29 protein-coding genes are annotated in these 26,376 nt (G+C 61.0%); 18 read left to right on the top strand and 11 right to left on the bottom strand.

The genetic code is table 11. The annotated features are described in order from the left end of the window. Nucleotides 1-68 precede the first annotated feature (68 nt). The 6 genes from CUJ84_RS28800 to CUJ84_RS28775 all read left to right on the top strand — a co-directional run bounded on the left by CUJ84_RS28800 (nucleotide 69) and on the right by CUJ84_RS28775 (nucleotide 5,753). Complete coding sequence (locus CUJ84_RS28800; protein ID WP_105009206.1) at nucleotides 69-797, top strand: FadR/GntR family transcriptional regulator; 729 nt, start codon at nucleotides 69-71, stop codon at nucleotides 795-797. A 205-nt stretch (nucleotides 798-1,002) separates the two neighbouring features. After that, the gene (locus CUJ84_RS28795) at nucleotides 1,003-1,569 is read left to right on the top strand and encodes an isochorismatase family protein (RefSeq protein ID WP_105009020.1); all 567 of its coding nucleotides are present in this window, start codon (nucleotides 1,003-1,005) and stop codon (nucleotides 1,567-1,569) included. After that, nucleotides 1,566-2,576, top strand: a complete 1,011-nt coding sequence (locus CUJ84_RS28790) for a GlxA family transcriptional regulator (RefSeq protein ID WP_105009019.1) — start codon at nucleotides 1,566-1,568, stop codon at nucleotides 2,574-2,576. The genes CUJ84_RS28795 and CUJ84_RS28790 overlap by 4 nt, the downstream gene beginning before the upstream one ends. 356 nt (nucleotides 2,577-2,932) lie before the next feature. Beyond that, nucleotides 2,933-3,946, top strand: a complete 1,014-nt coding sequence (locus tag CUJ84_RS28785) for an ABC transporter substrate-binding protein (RefSeq protein WP_105009018.1) — start codon at nucleotides 2,933-2,935, stop codon at nucleotides 3,944-3,946. A gap of 95 nt (nucleotides 3,947-4,041) precedes the next feature. Beyond that, a complete protein-coding gene (locus CUJ84_RS28780) occupies nucleotides 4,042-4,860 on the top strand; it encodes an ABC transporter ATP-binding protein (RefSeq protein WP_026188721.1) in 819 nt (272 codons plus the stop codon). 11 nt (nucleotides 4,861-4,871) lie between these two features. Continuing rightward, the gene (locus CUJ84_RS28775) at nucleotides 4,872-5,753 is read left to right on the top strand and encodes an ABC transporter permease (protein ID WP_003549874.1); all 882 of its coding nucleotides are present in this window, start codon (nucleotides 4,872-4,874) and stop codon (nucleotides 5,751-5,753) included. 109 nt (nucleotides 5,754-5,862) lie between these two features. Here the strand turns inward: CUJ84_RS28775 and CUJ84_RS28770 are convergent, their stop codons facing one another. The 4 genes from CUJ84_RS28770 to CUJ84_RS28755 form a co-directional block, all read right to left on the bottom strand. Further along, nucleotides 5,863-7,263 carry a sensor histidine kinase gene (locus CUJ84_RS28770; protein ID WP_105009017.1) on the bottom strand — a complete coding sequence of 467 codons (1,401 nt, stop codon included), beginning with the start codon at nucleotides 7,261-7,263 and terminating at the stop codon, nucleotides 5,863-5,865. Then, on the bottom strand, nucleotides 7,253-7,921 hold the full coding sequence (locus CUJ84_RS28765; RefSeq protein ID WP_105009016.1) for a response regulator: 669 nt from the start codon (nucleotides 7,919-7,921) through the stop codon (nucleotides 7,253-7,255). The genes CUJ84_RS28770 and CUJ84_RS28765 overlap by 11 nt, the downstream gene beginning before the upstream one ends. Nucleotides 7,922-8,047: 126 nt before the next feature. Then, nucleotides 8,048-8,899: a carbohydrate-binding protein gene (locus CUJ84_RS28760; RefSeq protein ID WP_105009015.1), complete on the bottom strand. Its 852-nt coding sequence runs from the start codon at nucleotides 8,897-8,899 to the stop codon at nucleotides 8,048-8,050. A 123-nt stretch (nucleotides 8,900-9,022) separates the two neighbouring features. Further along, a complete protein-coding gene (locus CUJ84_RS28755) occupies nucleotides 9,023-10,819 on the bottom strand; it encodes a heparinase II/III domain-containing protein (RefSeq protein ID WP_105009014.1) in 1,797 nt (598 codons plus the stop codon). A gap of 131 nt (nucleotides 10,820-10,950) precedes the next feature. Here CUJ84_RS28755 and CUJ84_RS28750 point away from each other — a divergent pair, with 131 nt between their 5' ends. From CUJ84_RS28750 to CUJ84_RS28720, 7 genes are all read left to right on the top strand, one after another. Further along, nucleotides 10,951-11,937 carry a carbohydrate ABC transporter permease gene (locus tag CUJ84_RS28750; protein ID WP_105009013.1) on the top strand — a complete coding sequence of 329 codons (987 nt, stop codon included), beginning with the start codon at nucleotides 10,951-10,953 and terminating at the stop codon, nucleotides 11,935-11,937. Beyond that, entirely contained in the window at nucleotides 11,934-12,770 is an 837-nt protein-coding gene (locus CUJ84_RS28745; RefSeq protein WP_105009012.1) for a carbohydrate ABC transporter permease, read from the top strand. The genes CUJ84_RS28750 and CUJ84_RS28745 overlap by 4 nt, the downstream gene beginning before the upstream one ends. Before the next feature lie 4 nt (nucleotides 12,771-12,774). Further along, nucleotides 12,775-13,947, top strand: coding sequence for a glycoside hydrolase family 88 protein (locus tag CUJ84_RS28740; protein WP_105009011.1), 1,173 nt, complete (start codon nucleotides 12,775-12,777; stop codon nucleotides 13,945-13,947). Between the two features lie 15 nt (nucleotides 13,948-13,962). Then, nucleotides 13,963-15,072: an ABC transporter ATP-binding protein gene (locus CUJ84_RS28735; protein WP_017991457.1), complete on the top strand. Its 1,110-nt coding sequence runs from the start codon at nucleotides 13,963-13,965 to the stop codon at nucleotides 15,070-15,072. Between the two features lie 20 nt (nucleotides 15,073-15,092). Beyond that, nucleotides 15,093-15,818: a YesL family protein gene (locus CUJ84_RS28730; protein WP_105009010.1), complete on the top strand. Its 726-nt coding sequence runs from the start codon at nucleotides 15,093-15,095 to the stop codon at nucleotides 15,816-15,818. Between the two features lie 40 nt (nucleotides 15,819-15,858). Beyond that, nucleotides 15,859-17,133 (top strand): ABC transporter substrate-binding protein, encoded by a 1,275-nt coding sequence (locus tag CUJ84_RS28725; protein WP_105009009.1) that lies wholly within the window; start codon nucleotides 15,859-15,861, stop codon nucleotides 17,131-17,133. A 76-nt stretch (nucleotides 17,134-17,209) separates the two neighbouring features. Continuing rightward, the gene (locus CUJ84_RS28720; RefSeq protein WP_105009205.1) at nucleotides 17,210-19,060 is read left to right on the top strand and encodes a DUF2264 domain-containing protein; all 1,851 of its coding nucleotides are present in this window, start codon (nucleotides 17,210-17,212) and stop codon (nucleotides 19,058-19,060) included. 46 nt (nucleotides 19,061-19,106) lie between these two features. Here the strand turns inward: CUJ84_RS28720 and CUJ84_RS28715 are convergent, their stop codons facing one another. Next, a complete protein-coding gene (locus CUJ84_RS28715) occupies nucleotides 19,107-19,613 on the bottom strand; it encodes an HIT family protein (RefSeq protein WP_105009008.1) in 507 nt (168 codons plus the stop codon). A gap of 249 nt (nucleotides 19,614-19,862) precedes the next feature. Between CUJ84_RS28715 and CUJ84_RS28710 the strand changes: the two genes are divergently transcribed. Both CUJ84_RS28710 and CUJ84_RS28705 read left to right on the top strand, forming a co-directional pair. Then, nucleotides 19,863-20,126, top strand: coding sequence for a hypothetical protein (locus CUJ84_RS28710; protein ID WP_105009007.1), 264 nt, complete (start codon nucleotides 19,863-19,865; stop codon nucleotides 20,124-20,126). Between the two features lie 44 nt (nucleotides 20,127-20,170). After that, nucleotides 20,171-20,440 carry a hypothetical protein gene (locus CUJ84_RS28705; protein ID WP_027686572.1) on the top strand — a complete coding sequence of 90 codons (270 nt, stop codon included), beginning with the start codon at nucleotides 20,171-20,173 and terminating at the stop codon, nucleotides 20,438-20,440. 102 nt (nucleotides 20,441-20,542) lie between these two features. Here the strand turns inward: CUJ84_RS28705 and CUJ84_RS28700 are convergent, their stop codons facing one another. The 4 genes from CUJ84_RS28700 to CUJ84_RS28685 form a co-directional block, all read right to left on the bottom strand. After that, nucleotides 20,543-20,962, bottom strand: coding sequence for an HD domain-containing protein (locus CUJ84_RS28700; RefSeq protein WP_105009006.1), 420 nt, complete (start codon nucleotides 20,960-20,962; stop codon nucleotides 20,543-20,545). A 5-nt stretch (nucleotides 20,963-20,967) separates the two neighbouring features. Beyond that, nucleotides 20,968-21,288: a DUF2934 domain-containing protein gene (locus CUJ84_RS28695; RefSeq protein ID WP_105009204.1), complete on the bottom strand. Its 321-nt coding sequence runs from the start codon at nucleotides 21,286-21,288 to the stop codon at nucleotides 20,968-20,970. A 46-nt stretch (nucleotides 21,289-21,334) separates the two neighbouring features. Beyond that, a complete protein-coding gene (locus tag CUJ84_RS28690) occupies nucleotides 21,335-21,691 on the bottom strand; it encodes a hypothetical protein (protein ID WP_105009005.1) in 357 nt (118 codons plus the stop codon). Nucleotides 21,692-21,798: 107 nt separating this feature from the next. Next, nucleotides 21,799-22,089, bottom strand: a complete 291-nt coding sequence (locus CUJ84_RS28685; RefSeq protein ID WP_018245946.1) for a hypothetical protein — start codon at nucleotides 22,087-22,089, stop codon at nucleotides 21,799-21,801. A 353-nt stretch (nucleotides 22,090-22,442) separates the two neighbouring features. Here CUJ84_RS28685 and CUJ84_RS28680 point away from each other — a divergent pair, with 353 nt between their 5' ends. From CUJ84_RS28680 to CUJ84_RS28670, 3 genes are all read left to right on the top strand, one after another. Then, nucleotides 22,443-22,757, top strand: a complete 315-nt coding sequence (locus CUJ84_RS28680; RefSeq protein ID WP_018445052.1) for a co-chaperone GroES — start codon at nucleotides 22,443-22,445, stop codon at nucleotides 22,755-22,757. Nucleotides 22,758-22,910: 153 nt separating this feature from the next. Continuing rightward, nucleotides 22,911-24,539: a chaperonin GroEL gene (gene groL, locus CUJ84_RS28675; RefSeq protein WP_105009004.1), complete on the top strand. Its 1,629-nt coding sequence runs from the start codon at nucleotides 22,911-22,913 to the stop codon at nucleotides 24,537-24,539. Nucleotides 24,540-24,593: 54 nt separating this feature from the next. Next, nucleotides 24,594-24,851: a hypothetical protein gene (locus CUJ84_RS28670; RefSeq protein ID WP_105009003.1), complete on the top strand. Its 258-nt coding sequence runs from the start codon at nucleotides 24,594-24,596 to the stop codon at nucleotides 24,849-24,851. Here the strand turns inward: CUJ84_RS28670 and CUJ84_RS28665 are convergent. Both CUJ84_RS28665 and CUJ84_RS28660 read right to left on the bottom strand, forming a co-directional pair. Further along, complete coding sequence (locus tag CUJ84_RS28665; RefSeq protein ID WP_105009002.1) at nucleotides 24,832-25,581, bottom strand: SDR family oxidoreductase; 750 nt, start codon at nucleotides 25,579-25,581, stop codon at nucleotides 24,832-24,834. The two genes, CUJ84_RS28670 and CUJ84_RS28665, sit on opposite strands and share 20 nt — an antisense overlap. Beyond that, the gene (locus CUJ84_RS28660; protein ID WP_105009001.1) at nucleotides 25,574-26,323 is read right to left on the bottom strand and encodes an SDR family NAD(P)-dependent oxidoreductase; all 750 of its coding nucleotides are present in this window, start codon (nucleotides 26,321-26,323) and stop codon (nucleotides 25,574-25,576) included. The genes CUJ84_RS28665 and CUJ84_RS28660 overlap by 8 nt, the downstream gene beginning before the upstream one ends. Between the last annotated feature and the right edge of the window lie 53 nt (nucleotides 26,324-26,376).

Raw genomic sequence — 26,376 nt, 5'->3', positions numbered from 1 at the left:
GTGAATTTCGCAATGCCGCGCGTTTGAACGGCATTCGGATCAAGGCCGATGCGGGGGCAGGCGTGGCTATGCAGATGAAGGATCGCAGCAAAGGCTCCGGGTCGCTGGTCACACAGGTCGGCGAAAGCCTCCGGCAAGCCATATTAAGCGGCCAATATTCTGCCGGTGACAAGCTTCCGAGTGAACACGAGTTGACCGAAACACACGGCGTCAGCCGCACGGTCGTGCGCGAGGCCGTGGCCGCACTTCGCTCGGACGGGCTCGTCGAGGTGCGCCAAGGAGCGGGGATTTTCGTGCTCGGCGCAGATCCGGCGCTCTCCGCACGGAAAGTCGACAAGGCCCGCGTCGCCTCCGATCTTGAAGTACTCGAGATCAGAACGCCTGTCGAAATCGAAGCGGCGGGCCTCGCGGCCCTGCGCCGCTCGCCGGCACAGGAGGAGGCGATATTCGAATGTCATCGGAAAGTCCTCCAATGCATCGAGAGCGATCAATCCATTCGCGATGCGGATCTGGAGCTTCATGCCGCAATCGCCGAAGCCACGAACAATCCACTGTTCAGGCAGTTCCTGGAGTCCCAGGGGTCGGCGATCATCCCGCAGTCGAGACTCGTCCCGGAATCGCGAACAGCCGAACAGACCGCCTACCGAAAGCTGATCCACAGAGAGCACGAGGCGATCGTCGTCGCAATCTGGGATAGGGACGATCAGGCCGCCCGCAACGCCATGCGCGAGCATCTGGTCGGCAGCCAGGCCAGGTACCGCAACCTGCTGAGAGATCTGCGAAGCTTTACCAGCTGACACCTGATCCGGAATTGCGTGGAAGTCGGGCCGATTATGTACGCCCGGCCCGCAGGCGCTGGATGTGGCCCGAGACTCTTGAGGCAAGGTCGCCCCCGAGTGCGGATATTGGCGCGAATCGTCCGCTATTTGTCCGGCGCGCGCATTTTCCCCTGTCTTCAAATCGCCGAATATGACTTCATGATCAACCTGCATGGAGTAAAAAATGTCCGGCCATGATACTGTCCTTTTCGTTATCGACGCCCAGGAGTCCTTCAGACACCGGGATTACTGGGACGAAAACCTCGTTTCCGCCTATATCGATCGTCAGCAGGCTCTGATCGACGGCGCGGAAGCCGATGGAATACCCATCATCCAGATCTTCCATGTCGATGAAAACGGGCCGTTTTCGGAAGCATCCGGGTTCGTCAGCACGCTCGCCCCGCTCAGGATCGCTCCCAAGGCGACGTTCAGGAAGAATCGTCATAGCGCCCTCGTCGGCTCGGGTCTCGACGTGTGGCTGACCGAGAACGGCGTCCGTCGTATCCTCGTCTCCGGCATCCGCACCGAACAGTGCTGCGAGACCACGACCCGCCATGCCTCCGATCTCGGCTATCAAGTCGACTATGTCGGCGAGGCGACCCTGACCTTCCCGATGACCGACACAACGGGACGCACCTGGAGCGCGAGGGAAATCCGGGACCGGACTGAACTGGTCCTGTCGGGCCGTTTCGCTCGGATCGCGACCGTCGAACAGGCCCTGGCTGGGCGTGGCAAGTCACTCGCCGCATGACGGACGCCGCGCAGCCCTTCGATATCCCGGTCTTCGTCGTCGTTCCGCCGCGCGTGCTGCTGCTCGACGTCGCCGGCCCGATCGAAGTGCTGCGCAAGGCGAACCTCGAACAGCGCGCAGTGCGCTTTACCGCCACCTATATCGGCCCATCGGCGACGGTCGGCAGTTCGATCGGCCTTGCCGTCACAGGCGTCGCAGCGTTGCCGCAGCGCTTGCCCGACAACGCGCTTGTCGTCATTGCCGGCAGCGCCGACGCGCCGATGGCAAACAGCCACCCGTGGGACGAACAGGAACGCGCCGACCAGGCTGCCATTGTCGCATGGTTGAAGCGCGCCATCCGTCCGGGAATTCGACTGGCTTCGATCTGCTCGGGCGCATTGCTCGCTGCCGAGGCAGGTATGCTCGACGGCCGCGAGTGCACCACCCATCACGCCTGCATAGAGGATCTGGTAAGGCTCGCACCCAACGCGCGCGTTCGAGACAACCGGCTCTATGTCGAGGACGGAGACCGCCTCACGAGCGCCGGCATCACCGCCGGCATAGACCTCATGTTGCATATCGTTGCCGAAGCGGCGGGACATGCCTGCGCGCTTGCGGTGGCGCGATATCTTGTCGTCTATCTCAGGCGCGGCGGCTCGGATCCGCAGCTTTCGCCCTGGCTTGAAGGTCGCAACCATATTCACCCGGTCATTCACCGTGCGCAGGACGCGGTGGTCGCCAACCCCACTCAGGACTGGTCGGTGGCGTCCCTCGCCCGCCTCAGCGGTGCCAGCCCGCGCAACCTTTCAAGGCTGTTCAACGAGCAGACGGGCATGAGCGTTACGGATTTCGTCAACCGCATGCGCGTGGCTCTTGCCCGCGAGATGCTCTCCGGTTCGCGGCTGGACATGGAGGCCGTCGCGATGCGCGCCGGCTTCGGCTCGGCACGGCAGCTCCGCCGCGCCTGGAACCGTCTGTATGACGATCCGCCGAGTGCGGCCCGGTCAAGGCTGCCCGTCGGTTCATAGACTGCTCGCCGCCAGTCGCCAGATCGCGATGACGATCGCGGACATATTCTCTCCCAATTTTCACGTTGAAGCGCTTACCGCGATGGCTTGATGCGGCATGCTCGGAGAGAGATCCGTCTGGCGCAGACGTCTGTGGAAGGCGCAGCGCATCTGGCTTAAGAAATGACTGCGCGCCCGTTGCTTCCTGTCGCTCCCCGCTATGGGGGATGTATCGACGGAATTCGACGAGCTGCTGACCCATCCGCGACTGAAAGCTAGTTGAAAGCTTCGACGTCATAGGAAGGGGCAGCATCGTGGAGGAGACACGGTCAAAGTGGCGAGACGACGATGCTAGCAAACCACAGGAGGAGATTTCCATGCGTTCTTCACGCAGCCTTTTTCACACCGTCGCTTTTTCGACGCTTCTCGCCGCAGCTTCTTTCGCCACCAGCGCCGCACATGCGGCCGATAAGATCACCATCATGGTCGGCGGTTATGAAAAGCAGATCTATCTGCCCGCCAAGCTTGCCGAATCGCTCGGATACTTCAAGGACGAGGGTCTCGACGTCGAACTGCTGAACGAAGCTGCCGGCGTCGATGCCGAAAACCAGCTTCTGGCCGGCTCCGTCCAGGGCGTGGTCGGCTTCTACGATCACTGTGTGGACCTGCAGGCCAAAGGCAAATTCGTCGAATCCATCGTCCAGTTCAGCCAGGCGCCGGGCGAAGTCGAGATGGTTTCGAGCAAACGTCCTGACATCAAATCTCCGGCCGACTTCAAAGGTAAGACCCTCGGCGTCACCGGTCTCGGCTCGTCCACCAACTTCCTGACCCTCTTCATGGCCTCAAAGGCCGGCCTGAAGCCCGGTGATGTCGTGACGGTTCCAGTCGGCGCCGGCGGCACTTTCATCGCCGCTATGCAACAGGATCAGATCCAGGCCGGCATGACGACCGAGCCGACGATCTCACGCATGATCAAGACCGGCGAGGCAAGCGTGCTCGTCGACATGCGCACGGTCGAGTCGACCCGTCAGGCGCTCGGTGGCACCTATCCGGCCGCCTCACTCTACATGGAAGCCTCCTGGGTCGACGCGCACAAGGAAGAGGCACAGAAGCTCGCCGACGCCTTCGTCAAGACGCTGCGCTACATCAACACGCATTCCGCCGCCGAGATCGCGGACAAGATGCCGAAGGACTTCTACGTCGGCGACAAGGACGGCTACATCAAGGCTCTCGACGACGGCAAGGGCATGTTCACACCGGATGGCGTCATGCCGGAAGACGGTCCGAAGACCGTGCTTGCCGTGCTCTCGGAGTTCTCCAAGAACGTCAAGGGCAAGCAGATCGACCTTTCCAAGACCTACACGACGGAATTCGTCAAGAACGTCAAGTAAGGCGTCGCGTCGCTTCCGGTCCCAACCGGAAGCGACCTCCCGATCGATCCATGGGCACTGCGTGCACGCGCCCAAAGCACGCCTCAGGTATCATCATGCAACATGACAAGAACCAGATCCCGGCGATCGAGCTGATCAACGTCAGCCGCCGCTTCGTCTCGCCGACCGGCAAGTCCCTTACGGCCTTGCGCGATTTCAACATGACGGTCGCCCGCGGAGAGTTCGTCGCCGTCGTTGGCCCCACCGGATGCGGTAAATCGACGACGCTCAACCTTGTGACGGGTCTCGCACGCCCGAGTGCCGGTGAAGTCCGGCTGATGGGCGGTCCGATCACCGGCATTGACCCGCGTGTCGGCTTCGCATTTCAGACCGACGCACTCTTTCCCTGGAAGAACGTGATCGACAACGTCATGGCCGGTCCGCTGTTTCGCGGCAAGTCGCGCACTGAAGCGGAAAAGAGCGCGCGCGACTGGCTGGCCCGCGTCGGCCTTTCGAAATTTCTCCATCATTACCCCCACCAGCTTTCTGGCGGCATGCGCAAGCGCGTCTCCCTGGCACAGACCTTCATCAACGAGCCGGAGATTCTGCTGATGGACGAGCCTTTCTCGGCCCTCGACGTCCAGACCCGCACCGTCATGCATGAAGAGCTCTTGAAACTGTGGGCGGAGCGCAAGGCCTCGGTGGTGTTCGTCACCCACGATCTCGAAGAGGCTGTCGCCCTTGCCGACAAAGTCTATGTCCTGACCGCCGGCCCTGCGACGGTAAAGTCAGTCTACACGATCGATCTCCCCCGCCCGCGCGTCGTGTCGGAAATCCGCTACGAGCAGAGCTTCATCGACTATTGCAAGACGATCTGGGAGGACCTCCGCGAGGAGGTGGAGACCAGCTACCGCCGCGCGAGCGAAGCGGCCTGAGGGAGGATATCATGGCACACACCACACTTGAGGCCGGTTCGGCCACCATGTTTCGGCCGGGCACGTCGGACACAGAAATCGAGGCATCGGCGCTGAAGGCAATGCGCCGGCGTAAGACGCTGGTGCGCTTCTGGCAGATCGCCATCCTGGTATTCGTGATCGGCATGTGGGAGCTGTCTTCCAACATGCAATGGATCGATCCGTTCTTCTATTCGAGCCCAAGCGGCGTCGTTCAGCGCCTCTACGAATGGGCAACCGAAGGCACCACGGAAGGTTCGCTCTGGTATAATCTATGGGTGACGATGGAGGAGGCCTTAATCGGCTTCTTCGCGGGTTCGATCACCGGCGTCTTCGTCGGCATTGGTCTTGGCCGCAACCGCTTCCTGTCGGACATCTTCTCCGTCTATATCAAGGCGATCAACTCGATACCGCGCGTCGTTCTCGCCCCCATCTTCATCATGATCATGGGTCTCGGTCTGCCCTCCAAGGTCGCTCTCGCCTTCATCATGGTGTTCTTCGTGGTCTTTGCAAACGCCTTCCAGGGCGTGCGCGAGGCCGACCGCAACATGATCGCCAATGCCCGCATTCTCGGCGCCTCGGATTGGCAGGTCACCCGCACCGTGGTCATCCCGTCGGCAATGAGCTGGATCTTCGCCAGTCTGCACGTGTCCTTCGGTTTCGCGATCATTGGCGCAATCGTCGGCGAATTCGTCGGCGCCCGCTTCGGCATCGGCCAGCTCATCTCGATCGCCAAGGGTACGTTCGATGCCGCCGGCATGTTCGCGGCAATCCTCCTCGTCATGGTCGTCACGCTTTTTGCCGAATACATCATGACATTGATCGAGAACCGCCTGGCGAAATGGCGCCCGCAGCAGCACCTCGATACCCAGTGACCAAATCGACCTCCTCCCAAGGCAGATCGAAGAGAAGGCCGGGTGCATGTCCGGCCTTCTTTCATTTGATGTCGGCAATCTTGAAATGTGCGTTGCTTTGGATTCGGGTTCACGCGAGCGGAAGCCGCACGGTCACGACGAGCCCACCGCCTTCCGCATCATCGAGCGAGACCGAACCTCCGGCACCTTCGACGACCTCCCGAACGATCGCAAGCCCCAGACCGCTCCCCTCGGCTTCGGTCCCTATGATCCGGTAGAATCGTTCGAAAACCTGCTCTCGCTCCCCGCTCGGAATACCCGGCCCGTTGTCCTCGACGGTCACGACGGCGTTGCCGTCCGCCTGCCCGACGGCGACGGTCACCCGTCCATTCGGGCGGGTATAGCGGATCGCATTGTCTATGAGGTTGACCAACATCTCGCGCAACATCGTCGCGTCGCCGTCGACAATGACCGGCCGGACGGCTTCCAGGCCGACGTCAATGTTGCGCTTGAGCGCCTCTTCAGCATGCGCTTCCAGGATCTCGCGGGCAGCCTTCGTAAGGTCGGTCGCATCGCTGCGCGGGCGCCGGCTTCCGGGCTCGGCCCGCGACAAGGTGAGGAGCTGGCTGGCAAGACGCGAAATCTGCTTCGTGCTGGTGCGAAGAGCGAAAAGCGCCTCGTCACGGCGAGCCGCATCGGCTTCGCGGGCCGCCACGCTCGCCTGCGTCGAAATCAGCGCCAGCGGGGTTCGCAGTTGGTGCGCAGCATTCGATACGAACCGTCGCTGCGCGGCCATCTGGTTCTGGACACGCTCCATGTAGTCGTTCAGGGCGTGAACGAGCGGCTGCAACTCGCTCTGCACCATCTCCGGCGGCAGCGGATCGAGACGGTTGCGCCCGCGCTGGCGCAGGGCGTCCCGCAGTCTCAGCGCAGGGGCCAGGCCCCGCTGAAGGCCGAGGATGGTCACCAGGCTTGCGACGAAGACGAGCACGAACTGCTTCGAAAAGTCTGAGAGCCACAACTGCCTTCGCATCGCATACTGGCTGTTATGCGTAACGGCGACGGTCACGGAGATCGCGCCGTCATCCGGAAGGCCGACGACAGGATGATCGAGCATCAGGACGCGCACATCGGCACCGTGGAACACGCGATCCTCACCGGTCCGCTGGACGGCCGGCAACGGCAGGTCGGGAAAGCCGCTGACCAGACTGCCCCATGCCGTGATGACCTGATAGGACACCCGGTCGCCGAAGCCCGTGTCAAACATCTCCAGCGCGGAAGGCGGCACGTCCACCTGAACATTGCCGCCCTCGTCGACGCGGACGGCTTCGGCAATGACGCGGGCGGACGCCAGAAGTGTTCGATCCGTCACCAGCTTTGCTGTGGCGTCCGCCGTCCAGAAGCTGTCGTAAAGATTGAAGCCGATCGCGCCGAACAGGGTCAGCAGCACCCAGCAGAGCAGCTGCACCCTCAGGCTCTGGCTGAGCCGCGCGATCGTCGCGCCCACCTTGGTGACGAGGCTACTGGACATGTCTGAGGAGATAACCAAGTCCGCGCAATGTGGCGATTTGAACCGTACTGCTCTCGAGTTTCTTTCGCAGTCTGTGGACGTAAATTTCGATGGCACTCGGATCCGCCTCGTCGTCGAACCCGAACACGCTTTCAGAAAGGGCGGCTTTCGAGACGGTGTTGCCGAGCTTCATGACGAGCTGCTCAAGCACGGCATATTCGCGCGGCGTCAGTTGCAGCGGCTCGCCTGCGACGAAAAACTGCCGCGTCCCACCGGAGAAGCGCAGGTTGCCGACGGTAATCTCGGATGATGCCCGGTCCTGGCCGCGGCGGACCACCGCACGGATCCTCGCTTCGAGCTCGGCGATTTCGAAGGGTTTGGCGAGATAGTCGTCAGCGCCGCTGTCAAGCCCTGCAACACGGCCGTCCAGGCTCGCATTGGCGGTCAAGATGATGACCGGCAGCTTGTTTCCGGACTGCCGCAATCGCTTCAAAAGCGTCAATCCGTCAAGCTTGGGCAGCGCCAGGTCGAGGATCATCGCTGAATACTCCGCTACCTTGAGCATATGCTCCGCGTCCTCGCCGTCATGGGCAATGTCGATAGCGTATTGCGCCTGTCGCAGGGCTTTACCCAGCCAGGCCGCCAGATCCTTGTTGTCCTCCACCACAAGCAGTCGCATCCGACCTCCTTAGCATGGGCAGGCGGTCCGGCGGAAGCGCGACACAGTTTCCACAGCTGCTGCTTGGCCTCTGTTCCCGACCGAAGCAGAAAGAGATGCTATCACCTGCGATCGCCCTAGACGTCGTCAACAAGCGCCCCCCGTCGGCGCTTCGGGAATCGTCTTCGACCGCAACCGCGACGTCCCGGTCTCCGGCGCCTCGCTTCCCCAGATTTCGATCTGGGTCAGCGCCGGATAGGGCGAGGCGTCCTCGGCCTTGATCAGACCGTGCAGTTCCACCCATTCGACGATGCAGGGCTCGATCGGAAAGGCCTGGGCGACGCCCGATTTCACCAGCGGAAAACAGGCGGTCTTGCCGGTCGAGAAGGTGACGCTGGCCCTTTCCCACCAGGAATCATGCGGGAAGTCGGCCCGGAGATAGAAAACGATCTCTTCGATCCTGACCGGCCTGCCGAATTCCACCGTCAGTGCCGCTTGCGGATCGCGATTGATGCCCCAGCTCGTATAGGGCCAGAAGCCGTGATCATCGTTGGCCTTTTCGCCGTCGATCGCGTTGCGCGCGGCAAAGACCGCTTCGCCCCGGGTCTCGACATTGGCGCGCGCATGCGGAAACAGAACCCGATTGGCGTGATCGTCCCAGGGGTTCAAGGCGAGGTTGCGCCGATGGACAATCTCGTCAGAGCGCGTGCTACGCGCTGAAAGCCGGTGGATATCGCCCCTGAAGGCATTCGGCGAATAGGGCTTGCGCTTGTCGCCGAAGGGCACGGCGAGCGAATAGGCGTATTCCTTCATATAGACCAGGCCGGGTTGGATCGCGCCATCAAGGGCGAGGAAGACATGTCCGGGCTCGGAGACCTCCACGACCACGCGATCGCCTTCACGATAGCTCTGACGATAGACCAGGAACGTCTCGTCCCGGCCGGTGGAACTCGCCAGCACTGCCCCATCGGCATCCACGATCTTCAGCGTCAATTCCATGCTCGTCCTCCCCAGAGCATGATGCCGAAAAGTGTGAGCGATTTTCGGACGACATCATGCTCTAACTATTTAATTTAGAACAGGATTCAGATTTTAGGCCGACCCGGCCCAAATCATCCTGTTCTAGACGATCCGCAATCTCAGGAGCCTGCCGGCAAACGGCACGCGCAGCCGGTAGATTTTCTCGGGCCAGGCCGATCTCAGCCGGGCGTCGTCCACGACGATTTCATCGATTTCGATCTCGCCGGCGCCCTCGACGAAAATGCTGCCGAGGTCGGCCAGATCGATCCTGTCCGGGCTGACGGTCGGCGCCAGGCATGTCATCAGCGACAGGACCGCCGGCTTGCCCCCGTCATAGGTGTCGACGATCTCGACATCGCGGCCGCGCAGCAGGGAAACGACGCGACGATAGCTGTGCAGCTGCGCTTCGGGGGGATAGGCGCTTGATATATCGAGCGATATGCGCGCGTGCTCCTCGTCGAACTCGACCTCGACATCGCGGGCGCCAAAGGCTTCGCCGGCCGACTGCATGACGCCTGCGAATGTCGGCAGGTTGTGGAAAGCCGACTGCATCGTCCATATCTCGTAGCGCCGGGCCGAAAAGGTCTTTGCAGTATAGGTCTCGACGCCGACATCGATCAGGAACGGACGTCCGTTCTTGTAAAGCGTGACACTTCCGGCATCGTTATGATTGTGGCCCTCGCCATTGTTGCCGCCCTTGACGGCAAGCGAAAACTGCCGGTCGCGAGCGATGAACAGGCCGATGCCGGGATAGAAGATATCGCGCCCGGACGCAGGATGCGGCGGGGCGGCAGCGAGAGGCGTCGGGCCGGCCAGCAGTTCCTGCACGCGATACCAGAGGTTCCATTCCCCGGGCAGGTGGGGATTGTCGGAAGCGGCTCTGTCGGATGCAGCGAACTCAGCCAGCATCTCAGAGCCGACCGCCCGTCCGAACAGGTATTCCCGCGCGCTACAGGGTTCGACCACCGCGGAGGAATCCGCGAAGTTGAAATAGTAGCGGCCGGCCACATGCATATGGGCAATATATTCGGCCATGTTGCGGATCTTCGGTTGCTGCCAGACCCCGGCGAACAGGCCCGGCGCCACGGCATCCAGGATGGTCAACGCGCCATGCAGGCAGAGTGCGGCGTGGCGATAGTAGAGCACACCCTCTTCGCAGGCCCCGTCCTCGGCATAATCCTTCAGGAAGGCATCGAGGCTGCCGAGTGCCTTTTCGGCGACGGCGTGACGCGTGGGTTGACCGGTTTTCAGGGAGAAGACCGTCAACAGGACATTCTGGCTAATCCATGCCGTCCAGTTGTTCATCCGCTCTTCGCCGCGGCCCATCCACCAGAAATGCCGGCCGAGATAGGGCGAAAAGATGCGGATCTCGATCTCGCGCTCTATGCGTTCCGCAATCTCGGGGCTGATGCCGTCAAGCTCGTCGCGAAGCAATGCGACGATGGAGGCAAGCAGCGCCGCCGTTTCGGCGGCGAAGAGATCGACGACAGGTTGCGAATTGTCGGGAAGTGGCAGGCGCGCACCGCTTCGTTCATAGGCGTTATGCGCCGGAAGCTGCCAGCCGCTCTCCTCCGCAATCAGGAAGATGCCGTCGACGATCTTCGGCAGGAACCGCGCCTTGCCTTCGATGAGTTCGCCGAGCACCAGATTGTTGAGCATCCGCCGCCGCGTGAAATAAAGCTCCTCGAAGCGCGAGCGGTTGCCCGTTGCGGTGAACTCCCGGTAATCCGAGGCCGCAATCAGCGGCCAGGCGCGCGCAAGCGTCTCTTCGGCCTCGCGGATGACCAGATCCCGTACCGCTTGCGGCACAGCGCTCCATCTGGCGCGATCGGAGCACACCGCCCCGGGCGTGAAATCGCCCAGCACATCCGGCAGCTTTGCTGAAATCTCGCTGAACATGTCTCTCCCCGTACCGGAAAAGCATCGATGGCCGTTTGGTCTGCACGCTCACCTATCATATGTATTTTGCGCTTTCCATAAAATTCGTATGACCTGTTCAGAACTTGTTTGACCAATACTGGATATGTGCTATGTCGTTGCGGGAGGAAGAGGAGGCATCGGTGTCCCTATCGAATTCGGTCATCGCGACGGATGGCGCTCTGGCAACCTCCGGTCGGAAGGTCGCGGCCCTGTCCAAGCGCCAGCGCAGGATCCGCAACGCGCTCGTCGCCTATTCCTTCATCGCGCCGAACTTCCTCGGCTTTGCCGTCTTCACGCTCGGCCCGATCCTGTTCGCCTTCGTGCTCGCTTTCATGCATTGGGACGGTTCGAATGCGATCACCTTCGCCGGCCTCGACAATTTCTGGCGGCTCTTCGATGACAAGGCCTTTATCGCGGCGTTCTGGAACACGGTCATCTATACGGTCGCTTCCGTGCCGGCGACGCTCATATGCGCGCTCGGCCTCGCCGTTCTTCTCAACCAGAAGATCGCGGGGCGCGATTTCTTCCGCACGGCGATGTTCTTCCCCTATGTCGCCTCCCTGGTGGCCGTCGCGGTCGTCTGGAACATGATCTTCAATCCCGAGATGGGACCGGTGAACATGATCCTCTACACGCTCGGCCTCGATCCCAAGAACATGCCGGGATGGGCGGCCGATCGCCACTGGGCGATGGTGACGGTGATCCTCTTCGGCATCTGGAAGAACATGGGCTATTACATGGTCATCTATCTGGCCGGCCTGCAGGGCATCAATTCGGAGCTCTATGAAGCCGCCGATCTCGATGGCGCCAACTCCTGGCAGAAGTTCATCCATGTCACCGTGCCGCAGCTCGGACCGACGACCTTCTTCGTCACCGTCATGCTGACGATCCAGTCCTTCAAGGTGTTCGACCAGATCTACATGATCACCCAGGGTGGGCCTGGCACCTCGACGCTCGTCCTCGTCTACCACATCTACAACGAGGCCTTCATTTCCTGGGATCTCGGCTATTCCAGCATGGTTGCGCTCGTTCTGTTCTTCCTCGTGCTCGCCGTCACGGTCTTCCAGTTCCGGCGCCAGAGGGAGGATGGTGAATGAGGATCGCAGGACGCAAGGTGACCCTCAAATCGGTCACGATCTACGCCATCGTCATCGCCGTCACGCTCATCATGCTGATGCCCTTCGCCTGGATGCTCTCGGCATCCCTGAAGCTCAGCCGCGACGTCTTCGCCTTCCCGATCGAGTGGATACCGTCCGAGCCGCAATGGCATAACTACGTCGATATCTGGACGAAGATCCCGCTCGCCCTGTTCATCTACAACACGTCGAAGCTGACGATCATCGTCACGCTGCTGCAGCTTTTGACTTCCAGCTTTGCCGCCTACGCCTTCGCCAAGCTGAATTTCCCCTACAAGAACACCCTGTTCCTCGGCTACATCGCCACCATCGCCATGCCCTGGCAGGTCTATATGGTGCCGCAATTCCTGCTGATGCGCGAATTCGGCCTCAACAACACCCATCTGGCGCTGATCTGCCTGCAGGCTTTCACCGCCTTCGGCGTCTTCCTGATGCGGCAGTTCTACATGTCGATCCCGACCGAGCTCTGCGAGGCGGCCCGCATCGACGGCATGAATGAGTACCAGATCTGGGCGCGCATCATGCTGCCGCTGTCCAAGCCCGCGCTCTCGACACTGACGATCTTCACCTTCGTCACCACCTGGAACGATTTTCTCGGGCCGATGATCTACCTGACCAAGACCGAGCTGAAGACCGTGCAGATCGGCCTGCGCATGTTCATCTCGCAATATTCGGCCGAATACGGGCTCATCATGGCAGCCTCGGTCGTCGCCCTCATTCCGGTTCTCATCGTCTTCCTCTCTCTCCAGCGCTTCTTCGTCGAGGGCATCGCCTCGACGGGACTGAAGGGTTAAATCCATGAACGCCGTCTCGTCCGTCGCCCCGCAGCCGATCACCGATCCGGAGGTCAAAGCCGCGCTCGATCTTGCCGTCGAGCAGATCAGGCGCAACTTGCCCGCCTTCACCCATGCCTCGCAGAACCATTCGAGCGTCGGAAATTTCTATCCCGCCGTGGCGAACGACCAATGGACCGCGGGTTTCTGGCCCGGAGAGCTGTGGCTCGCTTTCGAGCACAGCGGCGAGGCGGTTTTCCGCGATGCCGCGCAGATCCAGGTCCAGTCGTTCCTGCATCGGATCGTGAACCGCATCGAGACGGACCATCACGACATGGGCTTCCTCTACTCGCCCTCCTGCATCGCCGCCTGGAAGCTCGTCGGAGACGAGGATGGCCGCCGGGCCGCGATCCTGGCGGCCGACCAGCTGATCGAGCGTTTCCAGCCCATCGGCCAGTTCATCCAGGCCTGGGGCCGCAAGGGGGTGGCGGAAGAATACCGCTACATCATCGACTGCCTGCTGAACCTGCCGCTTCTCTACTGGGCAAGCCGCGAGACCGGCGATCCGAAATACCGTGAGATCGCTCTCATTCACGCCCGCACCACGCTCGCCAACTCGGTTCGGCCGGATGATTCCACCTATCATACCTTCTACATGGACCCGGTCACGGGCGCGCCGGTGCGCGGCGCCACCAAGCAGGGTTACAGGGACGACAGCGCATGGGCGCGCGGACAGGCCTGGGCCATCTCGGGAATGGCGCTCTCCTATCGCTATGAGCGGATCGAAGAATATATCAGGACCTTCGACCGGCTGCTCGCCTTCTATCTCAACCGGCTGCCGGCCGACATGGTGCCCTATTGGGATCTCGTCTTTTCGGATGGCGATGGCGAGCCGCGCGACAGCTCGTCGGCCTCGATCGCCGCCTGCGGCCTTCTGGAGATGGCCGATCTCGTCGAGCCGGAGCCGGCCGCACGCTATCGCACGCTGGCGCGCCGCATGATGAAGAGCCTTGCGGATCATTATGCGGTCAAGGATCCCACCGTCTCCAACGGCCTGGTGCTGCACGCCACCTATTCGAAGAAATCGCCGTTCAACACCTGCCGCGGCGAGGGTGTCGATGAATGCGTCTCCTGGGGAGATTATTATTACATGGAAGCTTTGACGCGCCTTTCGCGCAGCTGGTCTTCCTATTGGTGAATTCAGGAGAACCCGATGGCCAGCATTTCGCTTAAAGAGCTGAACAAGAGCTATGGTGCGCTCACCGTCGTCCACGACATCGACCTTGAGATCGCAGACAAGGAATTCATCATTCTGGTTGGCCCGTCGGGCTGCGGCAAATCGACGACGCTGCGGATGATCGCCGGCCTCGAGGAAATATCGGGAGGAGAGCTCAAGATCGGCGGCGACGTCATGAACGACGTTCCCTCCAAGGATCGGGATATCGCCATGGTCTTTCAGAATTATGCGCTCTATCCGCATATGACCGTCTATAAGAACATGGCTTTCGGCCTGCAGCTCAGGAAGGTGTCGCGCGACTTCATCGATGCCCAGGTGCAGGACGCCGCCAGGATCCTCGACATCTCTCATCTCCTGAACCGCAAGCCGAAGGCGCTTTCGGGCGGGCAGCGCCAGCGCGTCGCGCTCGGCCGCGCCATGGTGCGCAATCCGGCCGTCTTCCTTCTTGACGAGCCGCTTTCCAATCTCGATGCCAAGCTGCGCGGCACGATGCGCTCGGAAATCACCAAGCTGCACAAGCGCCTCAACGCCACCTTCATCTACGTCACTCACGACCAGGTGGAGGCGATGACCATGGCGGACCGGATCGTCGTCATGAAGGACGGGCATATCCAGCAGGTGGATACGCCACAGAACCTCTATGACCGTCCCGTCAATATGTTCGTCGCCGGCTTCATCGGCGCGCCGCAGATGAACATGCTGCCCTCGACCATTCTGCGCCGGGGCGACGGCTACGTCGCCGTCTTCGACGGCCGGGAACTGCCGCTGCCTGCCCATTTCGACAAGAGCAGGATCGCGCCCTACGAGGGCCGCGAACTGGTGCTCGGCATCCGTCCGGAGAATTTCCACGAGCTGCCGCCGGCCGACATCGCGCCGGAGAACCTGGCGCCGCTCAAGGCGGTCGTGGAGCTTGCCGAGCCCATGGGCTCGGAAGTGCACCTGAACATGGTGGCAGGCGGTCGCAATCTGATCGCCCGCGTCTCGCCGCGCTACCGGCCCGATATCGGCGAGGAGGCGACGCTGGTAGCCGATATGACCAATGCGCAGCTGTTCGACAAGGAAACGGAACGCTCGATTTTATACTGAGACGCCTGCGGGAGACGGCTATGCAGTGGTTGCGGGACATGTGGACGAGGGAGGGGCCGGGCATTCCGAAGGATGCGCCGAAGAGGACCGGCCTTGCCCTGTTCGCCGAGATCCTCGTCCGCGAATGGTGGGAGATGATCAAGCTGAACATCCTCTTCATCCTGGCTGGCCTCTTCGTCGTGACCCTGCCGGCAGCGCTCGCCGCCATGGCCCGGGTCTCGGTGGCCTTGGTGGAAGATCGCAACACCTATCTGTTGCGGGACTTCACGGAAGCCTTTCTGCGCTACTTCTGGCGCGCCACCGCCTGGGGCCTGGCGTTGAGCGGCTCGCTGGCAATCGGCCTCTATGCGATCGTCACCTATGCCGCAGGCGCACGCGACAACCTGTTGCTCAGCGCACCGCTGACGATCGCCCTCGTTGCCACCGCTTTCATCGCAGTTCTCGCCTGCCATCTCTTCATTCTGATGGTGATGCGCGATCTGCCGGCTCTGAGGCTGCTGCGCCTCGCCGCGCTCGCCTCGGTCATCCGTCCGCTCCCGGCGCTTGCCGCGCTCGCCTTCGCCGCCAGCCTCTGGCTGGCGCATATCCTCTTCTATCCGGTTTCGGTGTTCATGCCGGCAACCTTCAATTTTTCACTCGGAATGTTCGCCGTCGCATTCGGCGTCCATCGGGCGGCGGTGATGGTTCTAGACCTGCCAAACGCAACGCAGCCGCACCGCGAACCGCATGCACGAGACGCTTCATAAAACAGCTGATCCAGAGATGATCCAGGGAAGGAGAACGGGAATGTATTGGGATAAATTCGGGGGGACGATGAAACTTGCCTTGGCAGGTTTCACCTTGGCCGCGACGACGGCCGGCGCAGCGCTTGCTCAGGACGCCGTGACGCTCAAATGGGCTTTGTGGGATTGGGACAAGACCGCCTATTACAAGCCGCTGATCGCGGCCTATCAGGCCAAACACCCCAACGTGAAGTTCGAGCCGATGGACCTCGGATCGCAGGACTATCAGCAGATGATCTCGACCCAGCTGACCGGCGGCTCCAAGGATATCGACATCGTCACCATCAAGGACGTGCCGGGCTACACCAATCTGGTGCGCGCCGGCAACATCGCCGATCTCAGCAGCTTCGTGAAGGATCAGAAGATCGACCCGGCTCCCTATGGCGGCCTGATCGAGGAACTGAGCATCGACGGCAAGGTCTATTCGCTGCCGTTCCGCTCCGACTTCTGGATCGTCTATTACAACAAGGACATATTCGACAAAGCAGGCGTCCCCTACCCCACCAATGACATGACCTGGGCGCAATTCGACGCGACTGCCGAGAAACTTACGGGCGGCATGGGCACCAACAAGACATACGGCGCGCTCCTGCATACCTGGCGGTCGACCGTTCAGCTGCCCGGCGTCCTCGACGGAAAACACACGCTGGTCGACGGCGACTACGAGTTCCTCAAGCCGTGGTACGAGAGGGCGCTCACCCTGCAGAAGGATGGCGCGATTCCTTCCTACGCCTTCCTGAAGACGTCAAACACGCATTATTCGGCGCTCTTCTTCAACGGCACGATCGGCATGCTGCCGATGGGAACCTGGTTCGTCGGCACCCAGATCACCAAGGTGAAATCGGGTGAATCGAAGAGCAAGAACTGGGGCATCGTGAAGTTCCCGCATCCCGACGGGGTCGCGGCCGGCACGACGGCCGCGCAGATTTCCGGCCTGGCGGTCAACGCCAATTCCGACCACAAGGATGCCGCTCTCGATTTCATCAAATTCGTCACCGGTCCTGAGGGTGCGGATGTCATCGCGTCGACGGGCACCTTCCCTGCGCTCAAGACGGATGACGTCAGCGCCAAGATCGCGGGAACGCCCGGCTTTCCTGAGGATGCGGCCAGCAAGGAAGCGCTGAAGCCGTTGAAAACCTACCTTGAGATGGCGGTCAACCCGAACGCCGCCAAGATCGAGGTCGTGCTCAACCGTGTGCATGACGCGATCATGACCGACAACACCTCCGTCGACGACGGGTTGAAGGAAATGACCGAAGGCGTGAAGGCCATCAAGTAAGCGTCAAGAAATATCGACGGCCGCGGGCAATATCTGCCCGCGGCCGATCCTGTTTTTCATGAATTTCGAGCTGACAATGATATATGATCCCGCCCGGGCCAATCCGCTTTTCGGCAATCCCCTCAAGACACGCGACGACCTCGCCAAGGCCGTTACCGATCTGTTCGAGCCGCTGCTACCGCATTTTTCCGAAGGCGGCGCCCGTGTGCGCCTCGGTGCAGCCGGCGCGATCTTCGACCGGGCGGCGGCGGATCTGGAAGGATTTGCGCGGCCGCTCTGGGGAATTGTTCCCCTCGCTGCGGGCGGCGGCGCGTTCCCGCATTGGGATCTCTATCGGCGCGGGCTGGCGAACGGCACCAATCCTGCTCATCCCGAATATTGGGGCGATCTTGCCGACCGCAATCAGCGGCTGGTCGAGCTCGCCGCTGTCGGCTTCGCCTTGGCGCTTGTCCCCGAGCACATCTGGGAACCGCTTGACGACAGCGAGAAGAAGACGGTCGCTGCCTATCTTCTCAGAGCGCGCGAGCTGGAATTCATCGACAACAACTGGAAATTTTTCCGTGTGCTCATCGATCTCGGGCTGGAACGCGTAAGCGCGGCGTTCGATCACCGGAAAACCCTCGCCTATCTCGACGAGTTGGAGGCTTTTGACCTCGGGGAAGGCTGGTATCGCGACGGACCGGTCCGGCGGGTCGATCATTACATTCCCTTCGCCATGCATTTCTACGGCCTGATCTATGCGGTGCTGGCCAAGGGCGACGAGGCGCGCAAGGACCGCTTCCGGGGTCGCGCGCGGACATTCGCCGGGGATATCCGCCACTGGTTCGGCCCCGATGGCGCGGCACTTGCCTTCGGCCGCAGCCAGACCTACCGCTTTGCGGCGGGAGGCTTTTGGGGCGCCCTTGCCTTTGCCGGCGTCGAAGCGCTGCCCTGGGCCGAGATCAAGGGCTATTATATGCGCCATATCCGCTGGTGGTCGACGATGCCGATTGCCGATCGAGACGGCGTTCTCTCCGTCGGCTACGGCTATCCGAACCTCTTCATGAGCGAGAGCTACAACTCTCCCGGGTCGCCCTATTGGGCGCTGAAATTCTTCCTGCCGCTCGCCCTTGCGGGGGATCATCCGTTCTGGACCGCCGAGGAGGCGCCGCAGCCGAAATTTCCCGAGCCGGTTGTGTTGAAGCCGGCGGGAATGGTCGCCATGCACACGCCGGGAAACGTGGTCGTGCTCTCCTCGGGGCAGCAACACGACAAGATGCTCGGCGCAAACGAGAAATATTCGAAATTCGTCTATTCCACGCGCTACGCCTTCAACATCGAAGCCGACGACCGGAATTTCTTCGCCGCAAGTTTCGACGGCATGCTCGGCCTCTCCGACGACGGCGTCCATTTCCGCATGCGCGAAACCCTCGAAGAGGCGCTGATAACAGGCGACCTGCTCTATTCGCGTTGGCGCCCCTGGAGCGACGTCACGATCGAAACCTGGCTGCTTCCTGCAAATCCGTGGCACATCCGCATGCACCGCATCGCCGCGCCGCGTGCCCTCAGCACCATCGAGGGCGGCTTTGCGATCGAGCGCGCGGATTTCAATGCCGACCGCTCCGATGTAAGCGATGGCCGGGCCGTCTGGTACGGCCAGACCGACGTCAGCGCCATCGTCGATCTATCGCCCAATCGAAGGGCCGGTCATGCGATGAGCCCGATACCAAACACCAACCTCATCCATGCCAAGACCCTGCTGCCGCAGCTGCGCGGCGAAATCGGCCCCGGAACCACCGTGCTCGCAACTGCGGCAATGGCCCTGCCCAGTCGCGAGAATTGGGCAAAAGCGCTCGATAACCCGCCCGCCAAACCCCACCTCGACGAAGTGGAGCGGCTCTTTCGCGAGAAAGGCGTAAGAGTGCCGGCATTCGCCCTCGGGACGTAGCTTGGAGCCCTGCCTTCCGGGTTTCGACCGCGGGCCAGACGGTTGATTATCGTGCGGTCAGCTCAGAACGGTACGCTTCGGCAATGCGCTGCGCCAGCTGTGCCATTTGATCGTCAGGTATCTGCAGAACCCCGTACTCCGCCATCAGCGCGTGGTATTGCTGCTCTTCTGGAGGCACACCTGGGGGCAAGGGAACGACATGAAAATGCAGGTGGCTATTGGCTTGCTGGCTGCCGAGCGAAAGCACATAAATTCGCTCGGCGTCGAACACACTTTTTAGCGCGCGAGACAGAATATGCACCTTCTCCTGTAGTCGAAGATATTCATCGGTCGACATGTCTCCCGCCAGATCCTCGAGGTGCTCCCTCGGACAGACAAGGCAATAGCCGGGCAGCGTGGGATATTTGCTCAGGAAGATGATCGTCTCGTCGTCTTCAAAAACGCGATGATGAAAGAAGTCGGGGTCGTTCCTGACCAAGCCGCAGATAAAGCATGGCCTTGTTACGATGTCGTGCACATAGGCCTTGAGATCAAATGGTTGGCGTTCGTTCATCCTGAACCTCCGTCGTCTCACGCGCAGCGGTCGCGGACGCCGGACCTATCGCAAAAGCCATTGCCGGAAAAATAACACGCTCCAAAACCGGTGGCCAACCGTAATATTTTCGGATTACTCCAAATAATTACATTTATATATTCATCATAAATAGCAAAGCATCCCCTCATCGTAATATTGTTGAACTAAAGTCGAGCAAAGCGTAGTGATGTACTGGCCCTTCATTTTTCAAGGCCAGAGGAGGATGCAATGCCTACCATAATGGTCCATCACAATGTCAAAGACACGAAGCACTGGCTCGCTTCACCCATCCGCAAGCAGGTATTGGAACCGATTGGCGTCACGAACATTCGCACGTTTACAGACCCTCAAACGTCTAGTCGCGTTGGCTTGGTCATGGACGTTGCTGATATGGAAAAGTTGACGGCCTTCATGCAGACCAAGGCCGCGGCTGATGCGATGGCGAGTGACGGCGTCTTGCCCGAAACCATGGTGTTCCTTGTTCAATCGTAAGACAGATCTCCACAAGACTCGGAAATGCAACGCGGGAGGATGATATGACGACGTTATTCGTAAGGCACGAGGTCTCCGATTACGCCGCCTGGCGCAAGATATATGATGCGTTTTCGCCGGTGCAGAAGGCCAATGGAGTGACGGCACAAGCCGTTTATCGAGCCGTCGACAATCCGAACGACATTACCGTCACGCACGAGTTTGCCACGCTTGAAGCGGCTCAGACGTTCAGCAAGCTGGACGAACTGAAGACGGCGATGCGCACGGGAGGCGTGCTCGGCGCCCCGACGGTATGGTTTACCAACAAAGCGTGAAATAGGCCAAAAGGGCTTCCGCGGCGCAGCGGAAGCCAGATACGGCCGTTCTCGACCGATTGCCGATCTTGGCGGAACGACTGCACAAATTTGTCCGAGTTCCTATTGTCCGTTCCTGATGTCGCGCAGTAGATCCAGGCCGCGCTGGTATCTTTCCGTTTTCTTGCCGGCTTGTTCGGCCTGACGGAGATTATCTTCGAGATCGGCCCGCTTGACGGGCAAGGCCAGCGGGTTTGATGCCGCACGTCTGACGAAGTCGTCATCCGGCTCGTCCGGCCGCCGTGTCAGCGCATTCACCGCGGAGATGATCGCCGGCGGAAAGCCTTCTTCCCTCAGCCTGTCGAGCGTCCAGCCGCTTCCCTTTTCGACGACGTCATGAAGGTAAGCGACCGTTCGCGTCTCGTCACCGGAAACCAGAAGGGCTACCCGCTGGCAGTGCTCGAAGAACGGCCGGCCGGTTTTGTCCGTCTTACCTTCATGGGCCGTAAGAGCGATCTGGATGGCATGGTCGAGATGCTGCATAGCGATCACGGTCCCTCGGTCTTCCTGATCTTCCGTCGGGAAGGCTTTTCGCCCGTCGTCATGTCGATGTCACGGACCGCGGCGGCCTGGCGAGGCCTCGCCCGTCGCCGATCGAGATCGCCGCTCTCACCGGCGCCTTGAAGCAGCGCCGCATCATCCCTGTCGTCTTCATCGAGCAGGTTCTGCAGCGTCTCATGCTCATCCTCGCCGGCCAGTTCGTCGCAGGCTTGCAGCCAATGGCGCTGGTCGGCGCCATCCGGGCGGCCCTCGGCCTCCCAGATTTCATAGGCACGGCGACGGATCTGCTCGTGCTTGTCTATAGCCATGATCGCCTCCAAGGGCATTTCATCCGAAGAACGGGCCCAGCCGCTTTCACGGCGTGTTGATGGTTGGAAGAAAATCCTCCACCTGTTTGCGCTGGTCCTTCGAAAGCGTCTCCGCCCGTTCCTTCCAGAACCGCTCGGCCTCCGGTGGATCCTCATCCCATTGGCGAACATCGGTGATGTTGTCGTCGATCATGGACCGGCGGTGGCCGCCGAGGCTGAGATATTCTTTTGCAAGCTTCAGGCTTGGAGTTTCAGTGCCGCTATCGCGATCTGATGCCGAGCTGGCGTTGCGCCGGGCATTTTCCAATGCTCTCTTGCGATGAGCCTCGGCTCGCTCCGTATCGGCGGAACGGGCGTCATCTGTCCCGCTCTCGGGCGGCACGTTGGATCTGGAAGTCATCATGGATCACCTCTCGATGTTGTGATCCAATAACCTTTGCAAGCAGTGAGAGTTCCGCATGGGTGGAGATTGATTTGAGCGGCGACCGAGCCGCACCGCCCGTTCGGCAATCAATGAACGGCCATACTCACCATTCGATAGGGGTGCACGGCCTCGAATTGCGAGATCATCGCCGTCGCCTGCTGAAATACGAGCTCGGCATTTTCCGGATCGTCACGGGCAAGTTCATCGGCGTTGACGCGGATCGCTTCGGCCATGTTGTTGGAAAGTGCGGCAAAGTGCGTATTGCCTTCGACATAGGCCTCACGCGCCGTGTCCTCCAGCGTACGAGCGATATCGACGAGGATTTCCTCGCGTTCCTCGATACTGAGGTCTTTGATTATATTGGTCTTCTCTTCCATGTCGCTCACTCCAAAAAGACGTGGGACGATGACCGAGCTCAAGCAAGCCTCGATCACCAAAGAGTTGGGAATGCCGAAATCCGGATTCAAGCCTCAATCCTGCTCGAACTCGCCTCCGGCACCACGCCGTCGCCTTCATCATTCGAACGCGGGAGGCGATTTTCTGTTCCCTGCCAGGCATTAGCACTCATGGGCAGGGAGTGCCAATTTTTCTTCCATCCCCTCTTGAATTGCAAAACCGCCGAACCAAATCATTCTCGCAAGGCTCGCGCGCGAGCCCTGCGCACCCGCCCGGATCGGTCATCCGGTCCGGCTAGGGAACAAGTCATCACTGTTTGTCGATGGAGGAAGACATGTCGTTCCGACCGCTTCATGACCGCATTCTCGTCCGCCGGGTCGATTCAGAGGAAAAGACCAAGGGCGGCATCATCATTCCCGACACCGCCAAGGAGAAGCCGCAGGAAGGCGAGGTCATCGCCGTCGGCCCCGGCGCGCGCAACGATGCCGGCCAGATCCAGGCGCTCGACGTCAAGCCCGGCGATCGCATCCTGTTCGGCAAGTGGTCCGGTACCGAGATCAAGATCAATGGCGAGGATCTGCTGATCATGAAGGAAAGCGACGTGATGGGCATCATCGAAGCCCAGGGCGAAAAGAAGCAGGCCGCCTAAGGTCCCTGCTGACATCCGTCCACGCTGGAGCGCTTCAGCTTTTCATGGAAACGCAGAACCGCTCCAACATTTTATTTCTGACGCAATTCCGAACGGAAAACCCCTTCGTACTTTTCCTGGAATTGCTCTGGCTGCCTATGAAGGAGTGAGGACATGGCTGCTAAAGAAATCAAATTCAGCACCGAAGCCCGCGAGAAGATGCTGCGTGGCGTCGACATCCTGGCCAACGCCGTAAAGGCGACCCTCGGCCCGAAAGGCCGCAACGTCGTGATCGAAAGATCTTTCGGCGCGCCGCGCATCACCAAGGACGGGGTTTCGGTCGCCAAGGAAATCGAACTCGAAGACAAGTTCGAGAACATGGGCGCCCAGATGGTCCGCGAAGTTGCTTCGAAGACCAGCGACGTCGCCGGCGACGGCACCACGACGGCAACGGTGCTCGCCCAGGCAATCGTCAAGGAGGGCGCCAAGGCGGTTACCTCAGGGATGAACCCGATGGACCTGAAACGCGGCATCGATCTTGCGGTCAGCGCCATCGTCGCGGAACTGAAGGCAAATGCCCGCAAGATCTCCAACAATTCCGAAATTGCCCAGGTCGGCACGATCTCCGCCAATGGCGATGCCGAAATCGGCCGCTTTTTGGCGGAAGCCATGGAAAAGGTCGGCAATGATGGCGTGATCACCGTCGAAGAAGCCAAGACTGCGGAGACCGAACTCGAAGTCGTCGAAGGCATGCAGTTCGACCGCGGCTATCTCAGCCCCTACTTCGTCACCAATGCCGACAAGATGCGGGTCGAGTTCGAAGACCCCTATATCCTCATCCACGAGAAGAAGCTCTCGAACCTGCAGTCGATGCTGCCGGTTCTCGAAGCCGTCGTCCAGTCCAGCAAGCCGCTGCTCATCATCGCTGAAGACGTCGAAGGCGAAGCCCTGGCAACGCTCGTCGTCAACAAGCTGCGCGGTGGCCTGAAGATCGCCGCCGTCAAGGCGCCCGGCTTCGGCGATCGCCGCAAGGCCATGCTCGAAGACATCGCCATCCTGACCGCCGGCACTGTCATCTCCGAAGATCTCGGCATCAAGCTCGAATCCGTCACGCTCGACATGCTCGGCCGGGCCAAGAAGGTGTCGATCGAGAAGGAGAACACCACGATCGTCGACGGTTCGGGCGCCAAGACCGACATCGAAGGCCGTGTTGCCCAGATCAAGGCCCAGATCGAAGAAACCACCTCCGACTACGACCGCGAGAAGCTGCAGGAACGCCTTGCCAAGCTCGCCGGCGGCGTTGCCGTCATCCGCGTCGGCGGCTCGACGGAGGTCGAGGTGAAGGAGAGGAAGGATCGCGTCGACGATGCGCTTCATGCAACCCGCGCGGCGGTCGAGGAAGGCATTTTGCCGGGCGGCGGTGTGGCGCTGCTGCGCGCTGTCAGGGCGCTCGACACCGTCAAGACCGCCAATGGCGACCAGCGCGTCGGTGTCGACATCGTTCGCCGCGCGGTCGAGGCGCCGGCTCGCCAGATCGCCGAAAACGCCGGAGCGGAAGGCTCGGTCATCGTCGGCAAGCTGCGCGAGAAAAGCGAGTTCTCCTACGGCTGGAACGCTCAGACGGGCGAATATGGCGACCTCTATGCGCAGGGCGTCATCGATCCGGCCAAGGTGGTTCGCACCGCGCTGCAGGATGCGGCCTCCATCGCCGGCCTTCTCGTCACGACGGAAGCCATGATCGCCGAGAAACCCAAGAAGGACGCGCCGCCGCCATTGCCCGCCGGCCCCGGCATGGATTTCTAAGGTGTTTGCCGGCCCGCCGGCCTCGCCGGGCGGGCCTCATCTGAGGGAATAGAGATGGTTCAAACGATCAAAAGCCGATCGCAGGTGCCGCTGGACTCCCGCGATCTTGAAACCTGCCAGCGCGTCTTCGATAGGCTCAGTGCCGATTACGGGATAGAAAGGAACAGCGACGAAGCCGATCGAATGGCGAGCATCATTATCGAGCTCTACCGACAGGGCGTACGCGACCCCGATCACCTGCAGTCGATGGTCGAGGCGGCCCGCGGCCTTTTCGAAGCGAGCGAGCGCCCGCCTACTGCTCAGGGAATTTGACCATGGTTCCGCCGCCGGTCGCCTGGTCCGTCGGGAAGACCTCTATCCTGGCGACGTCGACGAAGACGGGAAGCTCGATGGCGTTGGAGATGATCGAGGCGATGTGAGAGGGTTGTATCGGACGGTAGCCGTCATAGAGCAGCGTCCGCGCCTGGTTGCCTGCCATTGCGGTTCGATAAAGCTCCGTCTGGACACGGCCCGGCACCACCTCGGTCACACGAACCGAGGTCCCGAGCAGGTCGCAGCGCAGATTGTCGCAAAACAGGCTGAGCCCAGCCTTCGAGGGACCGTAGGCCGCCATGTTCGGATAGGGTGCCTGGCCGCCGCTCGAACCGATATAGATCAGGTGGCCGCGCTTTCGCTCGACCATAGCAGGCAGGAACGCACGGGTCAGATGCATCGGCGCCTTGAGATTGATATCGATCATGGCATCGATCTCGGACGGTTCGATCTCGCTGAATGTCGCCCGTGTCGAGAGAATGCCGGCATTGTTGACCAGGATGTCGACGTCTGTTCCGTGAAGCTGCTTGACGATTTCGGCGGTATCGCGCACATCGGCGCGGACGGGCTTCGCCCCGCTTTCCCGCGCCAGTTCCTCGAGCGCCTCGGCGTTTCGGCCAACGGCATAAACCGTCAGCCCCATCTCGCGTAGTTTGCCGACGGTGGCGCGACCGATGCCGCTCGTCGCACCGGTGACCACGGCGACCTGATAGGGCAGCGGCTCAGACATAGATGTAGCCTCCGCTGACGACGACATTTTCGCCGGTGGCATAGGTGTTGCGGCTCGATGCCATCATGACGATCCACTCCGCCATTTCGACCGGCTCGGCCGCGCGGCCAAGCGCGCTGGCCTTGGCCAATTCCGGAAGGAATCCCAGCTCCTTGGCGCGATCCGTCGCGAAACCGGCAGGAGCGACGGAATTGACAAGGATCTGGTCCTTGGCGCATTCCTGGGCAAAGGATTTCGTCAGGCTGACGACAGCCGCCTTGGTTGCGGCATAATGCGCATTCTGGGGATGAGCCTTGAAAGCATCGACCGAGGTCACGTTGACAATCCGCCCGGTAACCGCAGGCGCGTTCACGTGCGGGCGCATATGAAGAACGGCGGCCACCATCATATGATAGGTGCCCTTCACGTTGATCGCATTTTCGAGGTCCCATTCCTCGTCGGTGATCTCGAGGATAGGGCGTCTCGGATAGATGGCAGCGCTGTTGACGAGCACGTGGATCCGACCGAGCTTGCCGGCGATTTCGTTGAACCCGCGATGAGCCGTTTCGGCCCGGGAGATGTCGGCAACGGCCGTTGCCACCTCGGCGCCGAGAGCGCGAAGCGCCTCAGCCGAGACTTCGAGCAGCTGCTCATTGCGATCGATCAGCCCGATCCTGGTCGCCCCATGCGAGATCATCAGCTTGGCCGTCGTCAATCCGAGCCCGGAAGCGCCGCCGACGATGATTGCGGTCTGGTTCTTCAAAGTTCCACCTCAGTATTTTCAGTTACACCGCTAGCATTGTATGTTATCACTTA

It is taken from the genome of Rhizobium leguminosarum, from assembly GCF_002953715.1.
GTDB lineage: Bacteria > Pseudomonadota > Alphaproteobacteria > Rhizobiales > Rhizobiaceae > Rhizobium > Rhizobium leguminosarum_V.
This window is presented reverse-complemented; position numbering and strand designations above follow the sequence as displayed.

Coding starts and splice junctions, on each gene's coding strand:
- CUJ84_RS28725 (WP_105009009.1), top strand. CDS start 15,859: ATGTATTGGGATAAATTCGGGGGGACGATGAAACTTGCCTTGGCAGGT.
- CUJ84_RS28670 (WP_105009003.1), top strand. CDS start 24,594: ATGGTTCAAACGATCAAAAGCCGATCGCAGGTGCCGCTGGACTCCCGC.
- CUJ84_RS28700 (WP_105009006.1), bottom strand. CDS start 20,962: ATGCAGCATCTCGACCATGCCATCCAGATCGCTCTTACGGCCCATGAA.
- CUJ84_RS28710 (WP_105009007.1), top strand. CDS start 19,863: ATGCCTACCATAATGGTCCATCACAATGTCAAAGACACGAAGCACTGG.
- CUJ84_RS28790 (WP_105009019.1), top strand. CDS start 1,566: ATGACGGACGCCGCGCAGCCCTTCGATATCCCGGTCTTCGTCGTCGTT.
- CUJ84_RS28795 (WP_105009020.1), top strand. CDS start 1,003: ATGTCCGGCCATGATACTGTCCTTTTCGTTATCGACGCCCAGGAGTCC.
- CUJ84_RS28735 (WP_017991457.1), top strand. CDS start 13,963: ATGGCCAGCATTTCGCTTAAAGAGCTGAACAAGAGCTATGGTGCGCTC.
- CUJ84_RS28730 (WP_105009010.1), top strand. CDS start 15,093: ATGCAGTGGTTGCGGGACATGTGGACGAGGGAGGGGCCGGGCATTCCG.
- CUJ84_RS28770 (WP_105009017.1), bottom strand. CDS start 7,263: ATGTCCAGTAGCCTCGTCACCAAGGTGGGCGCGACGATCGCGCGGCTC.
- CUJ84_RS28760 (WP_105009015.1), bottom strand. CDS start 8,899: ATGGAATTGACGCTGAAGATCGTGGATGCCGATGGGGCAGTGCTGGCG.
- CUJ84_RS28785 (WP_105009018.1), top strand. CDS start 2,933: ATGCGTTCTTCACGCAGCCTTTTTCACACCGTCGCTTTTTCGACGCTT.
- CUJ84_RS28755 (WP_105009014.1), bottom strand. CDS start 10,819: ATGTTCAGCGAGATTTCAGCAAAGCTGCCGGATGTGCTGGGCGATTTC.
- CUJ84_RS28690 (WP_105009005.1), bottom strand. CDS start 21,691: ATGATGACTTCCAGATCCAACGTGCCGCCCGAGAGCGGGACAGATGAC.
- groL (WP_105009004.1), top strand. CDS start 22,911: ATGGCTGCTAAAGAAATCAAATTCAGCACCGAAGCCCGCGAGAAGATG.
- CUJ84_RS28665 (WP_105009002.1), bottom strand. CDS start 25,581: ATGTCTGAGCCGCTGCCCTATCAGGTCGCCGTGGTCACCGGTGCGACG.
- CUJ84_RS28695 (WP_105009204.1), bottom strand. CDS start 21,288: ATGGCTATAGACAAGCACGAGCAGATCCGTCGCCGTGCCTATGAAATC.
- CUJ84_RS28745 (WP_105009012.1), top strand. CDS start 11,934: ATGAGGATCGCAGGACGCAAGGTGACCCTCAAATCGGTCACGATCTAC.
- CUJ84_RS28720 (WP_105009205.1), top strand. CDS start 17,210: ATGATATATGATCCCGCCCGGGCCAATCCGCTTTTCGGCAATCCCCTC.
- CUJ84_RS28800 (WP_105009206.1), top strand. CDS start 69: ATGCAGATGAAGGATCGCAGCAAAGGCTCCGGGTCGCTGGTCACACAG.
- CUJ84_RS28765 (WP_105009016.1), bottom strand. CDS start 7,921: ATGCGACTGCTTGTGGTGGAGGACAACAAGGATCTGGCGGCCTGGCTG.
- CUJ84_RS28775 (WP_003549874.1), top strand. CDS start 4,872: ATGGCACACACCACACTTGAGGCCGGTTCGGCCACCATGTTTCGGCCG.
- CUJ84_RS28705 (WP_027686572.1), top strand. CDS start 20,171: ATGACGACGTTATTCGTAAGGCACGAGGTCTCCGATTACGCCGCCTGG.
- CUJ84_RS28780 (WP_026188721.1), top strand. CDS start 4,042: ATGCAACATGACAAGAACCAGATCCCGGCGATCGAGCTGATCAACGTC.
- CUJ84_RS28715 (WP_105009008.1), bottom strand. CDS start 19,613: ATGAACGAACGCCAACCATTTGATCTCAAGGCCTATGTGCACGACATC.
- CUJ84_RS28685 (WP_018245946.1), bottom strand. CDS start 22,089: ATGGAAGAGAAGACCAATATAATCAAAGACCTCAGTATCGAGGAACGC.
- CUJ84_RS28740 (WP_105009011.1), top strand. CDS start 12,775: ATGAACGCCGTCTCGTCCGTCGCCCCGCAGCCGATCACCGATCCGGAG.
- CUJ84_RS28750 (WP_105009013.1), top strand. CDS start 10,951: ATGTCGTTGCGGGAGGAAGAGGAGGCATCGGTGTCCCTATCGAATTCG.
- CUJ84_RS28680 (WP_018445052.1), top strand. CDS start 22,443: ATGTCGTTCCGACCGCTTCATGACCGCATTCTCGTCCGCCGGGTCGAT.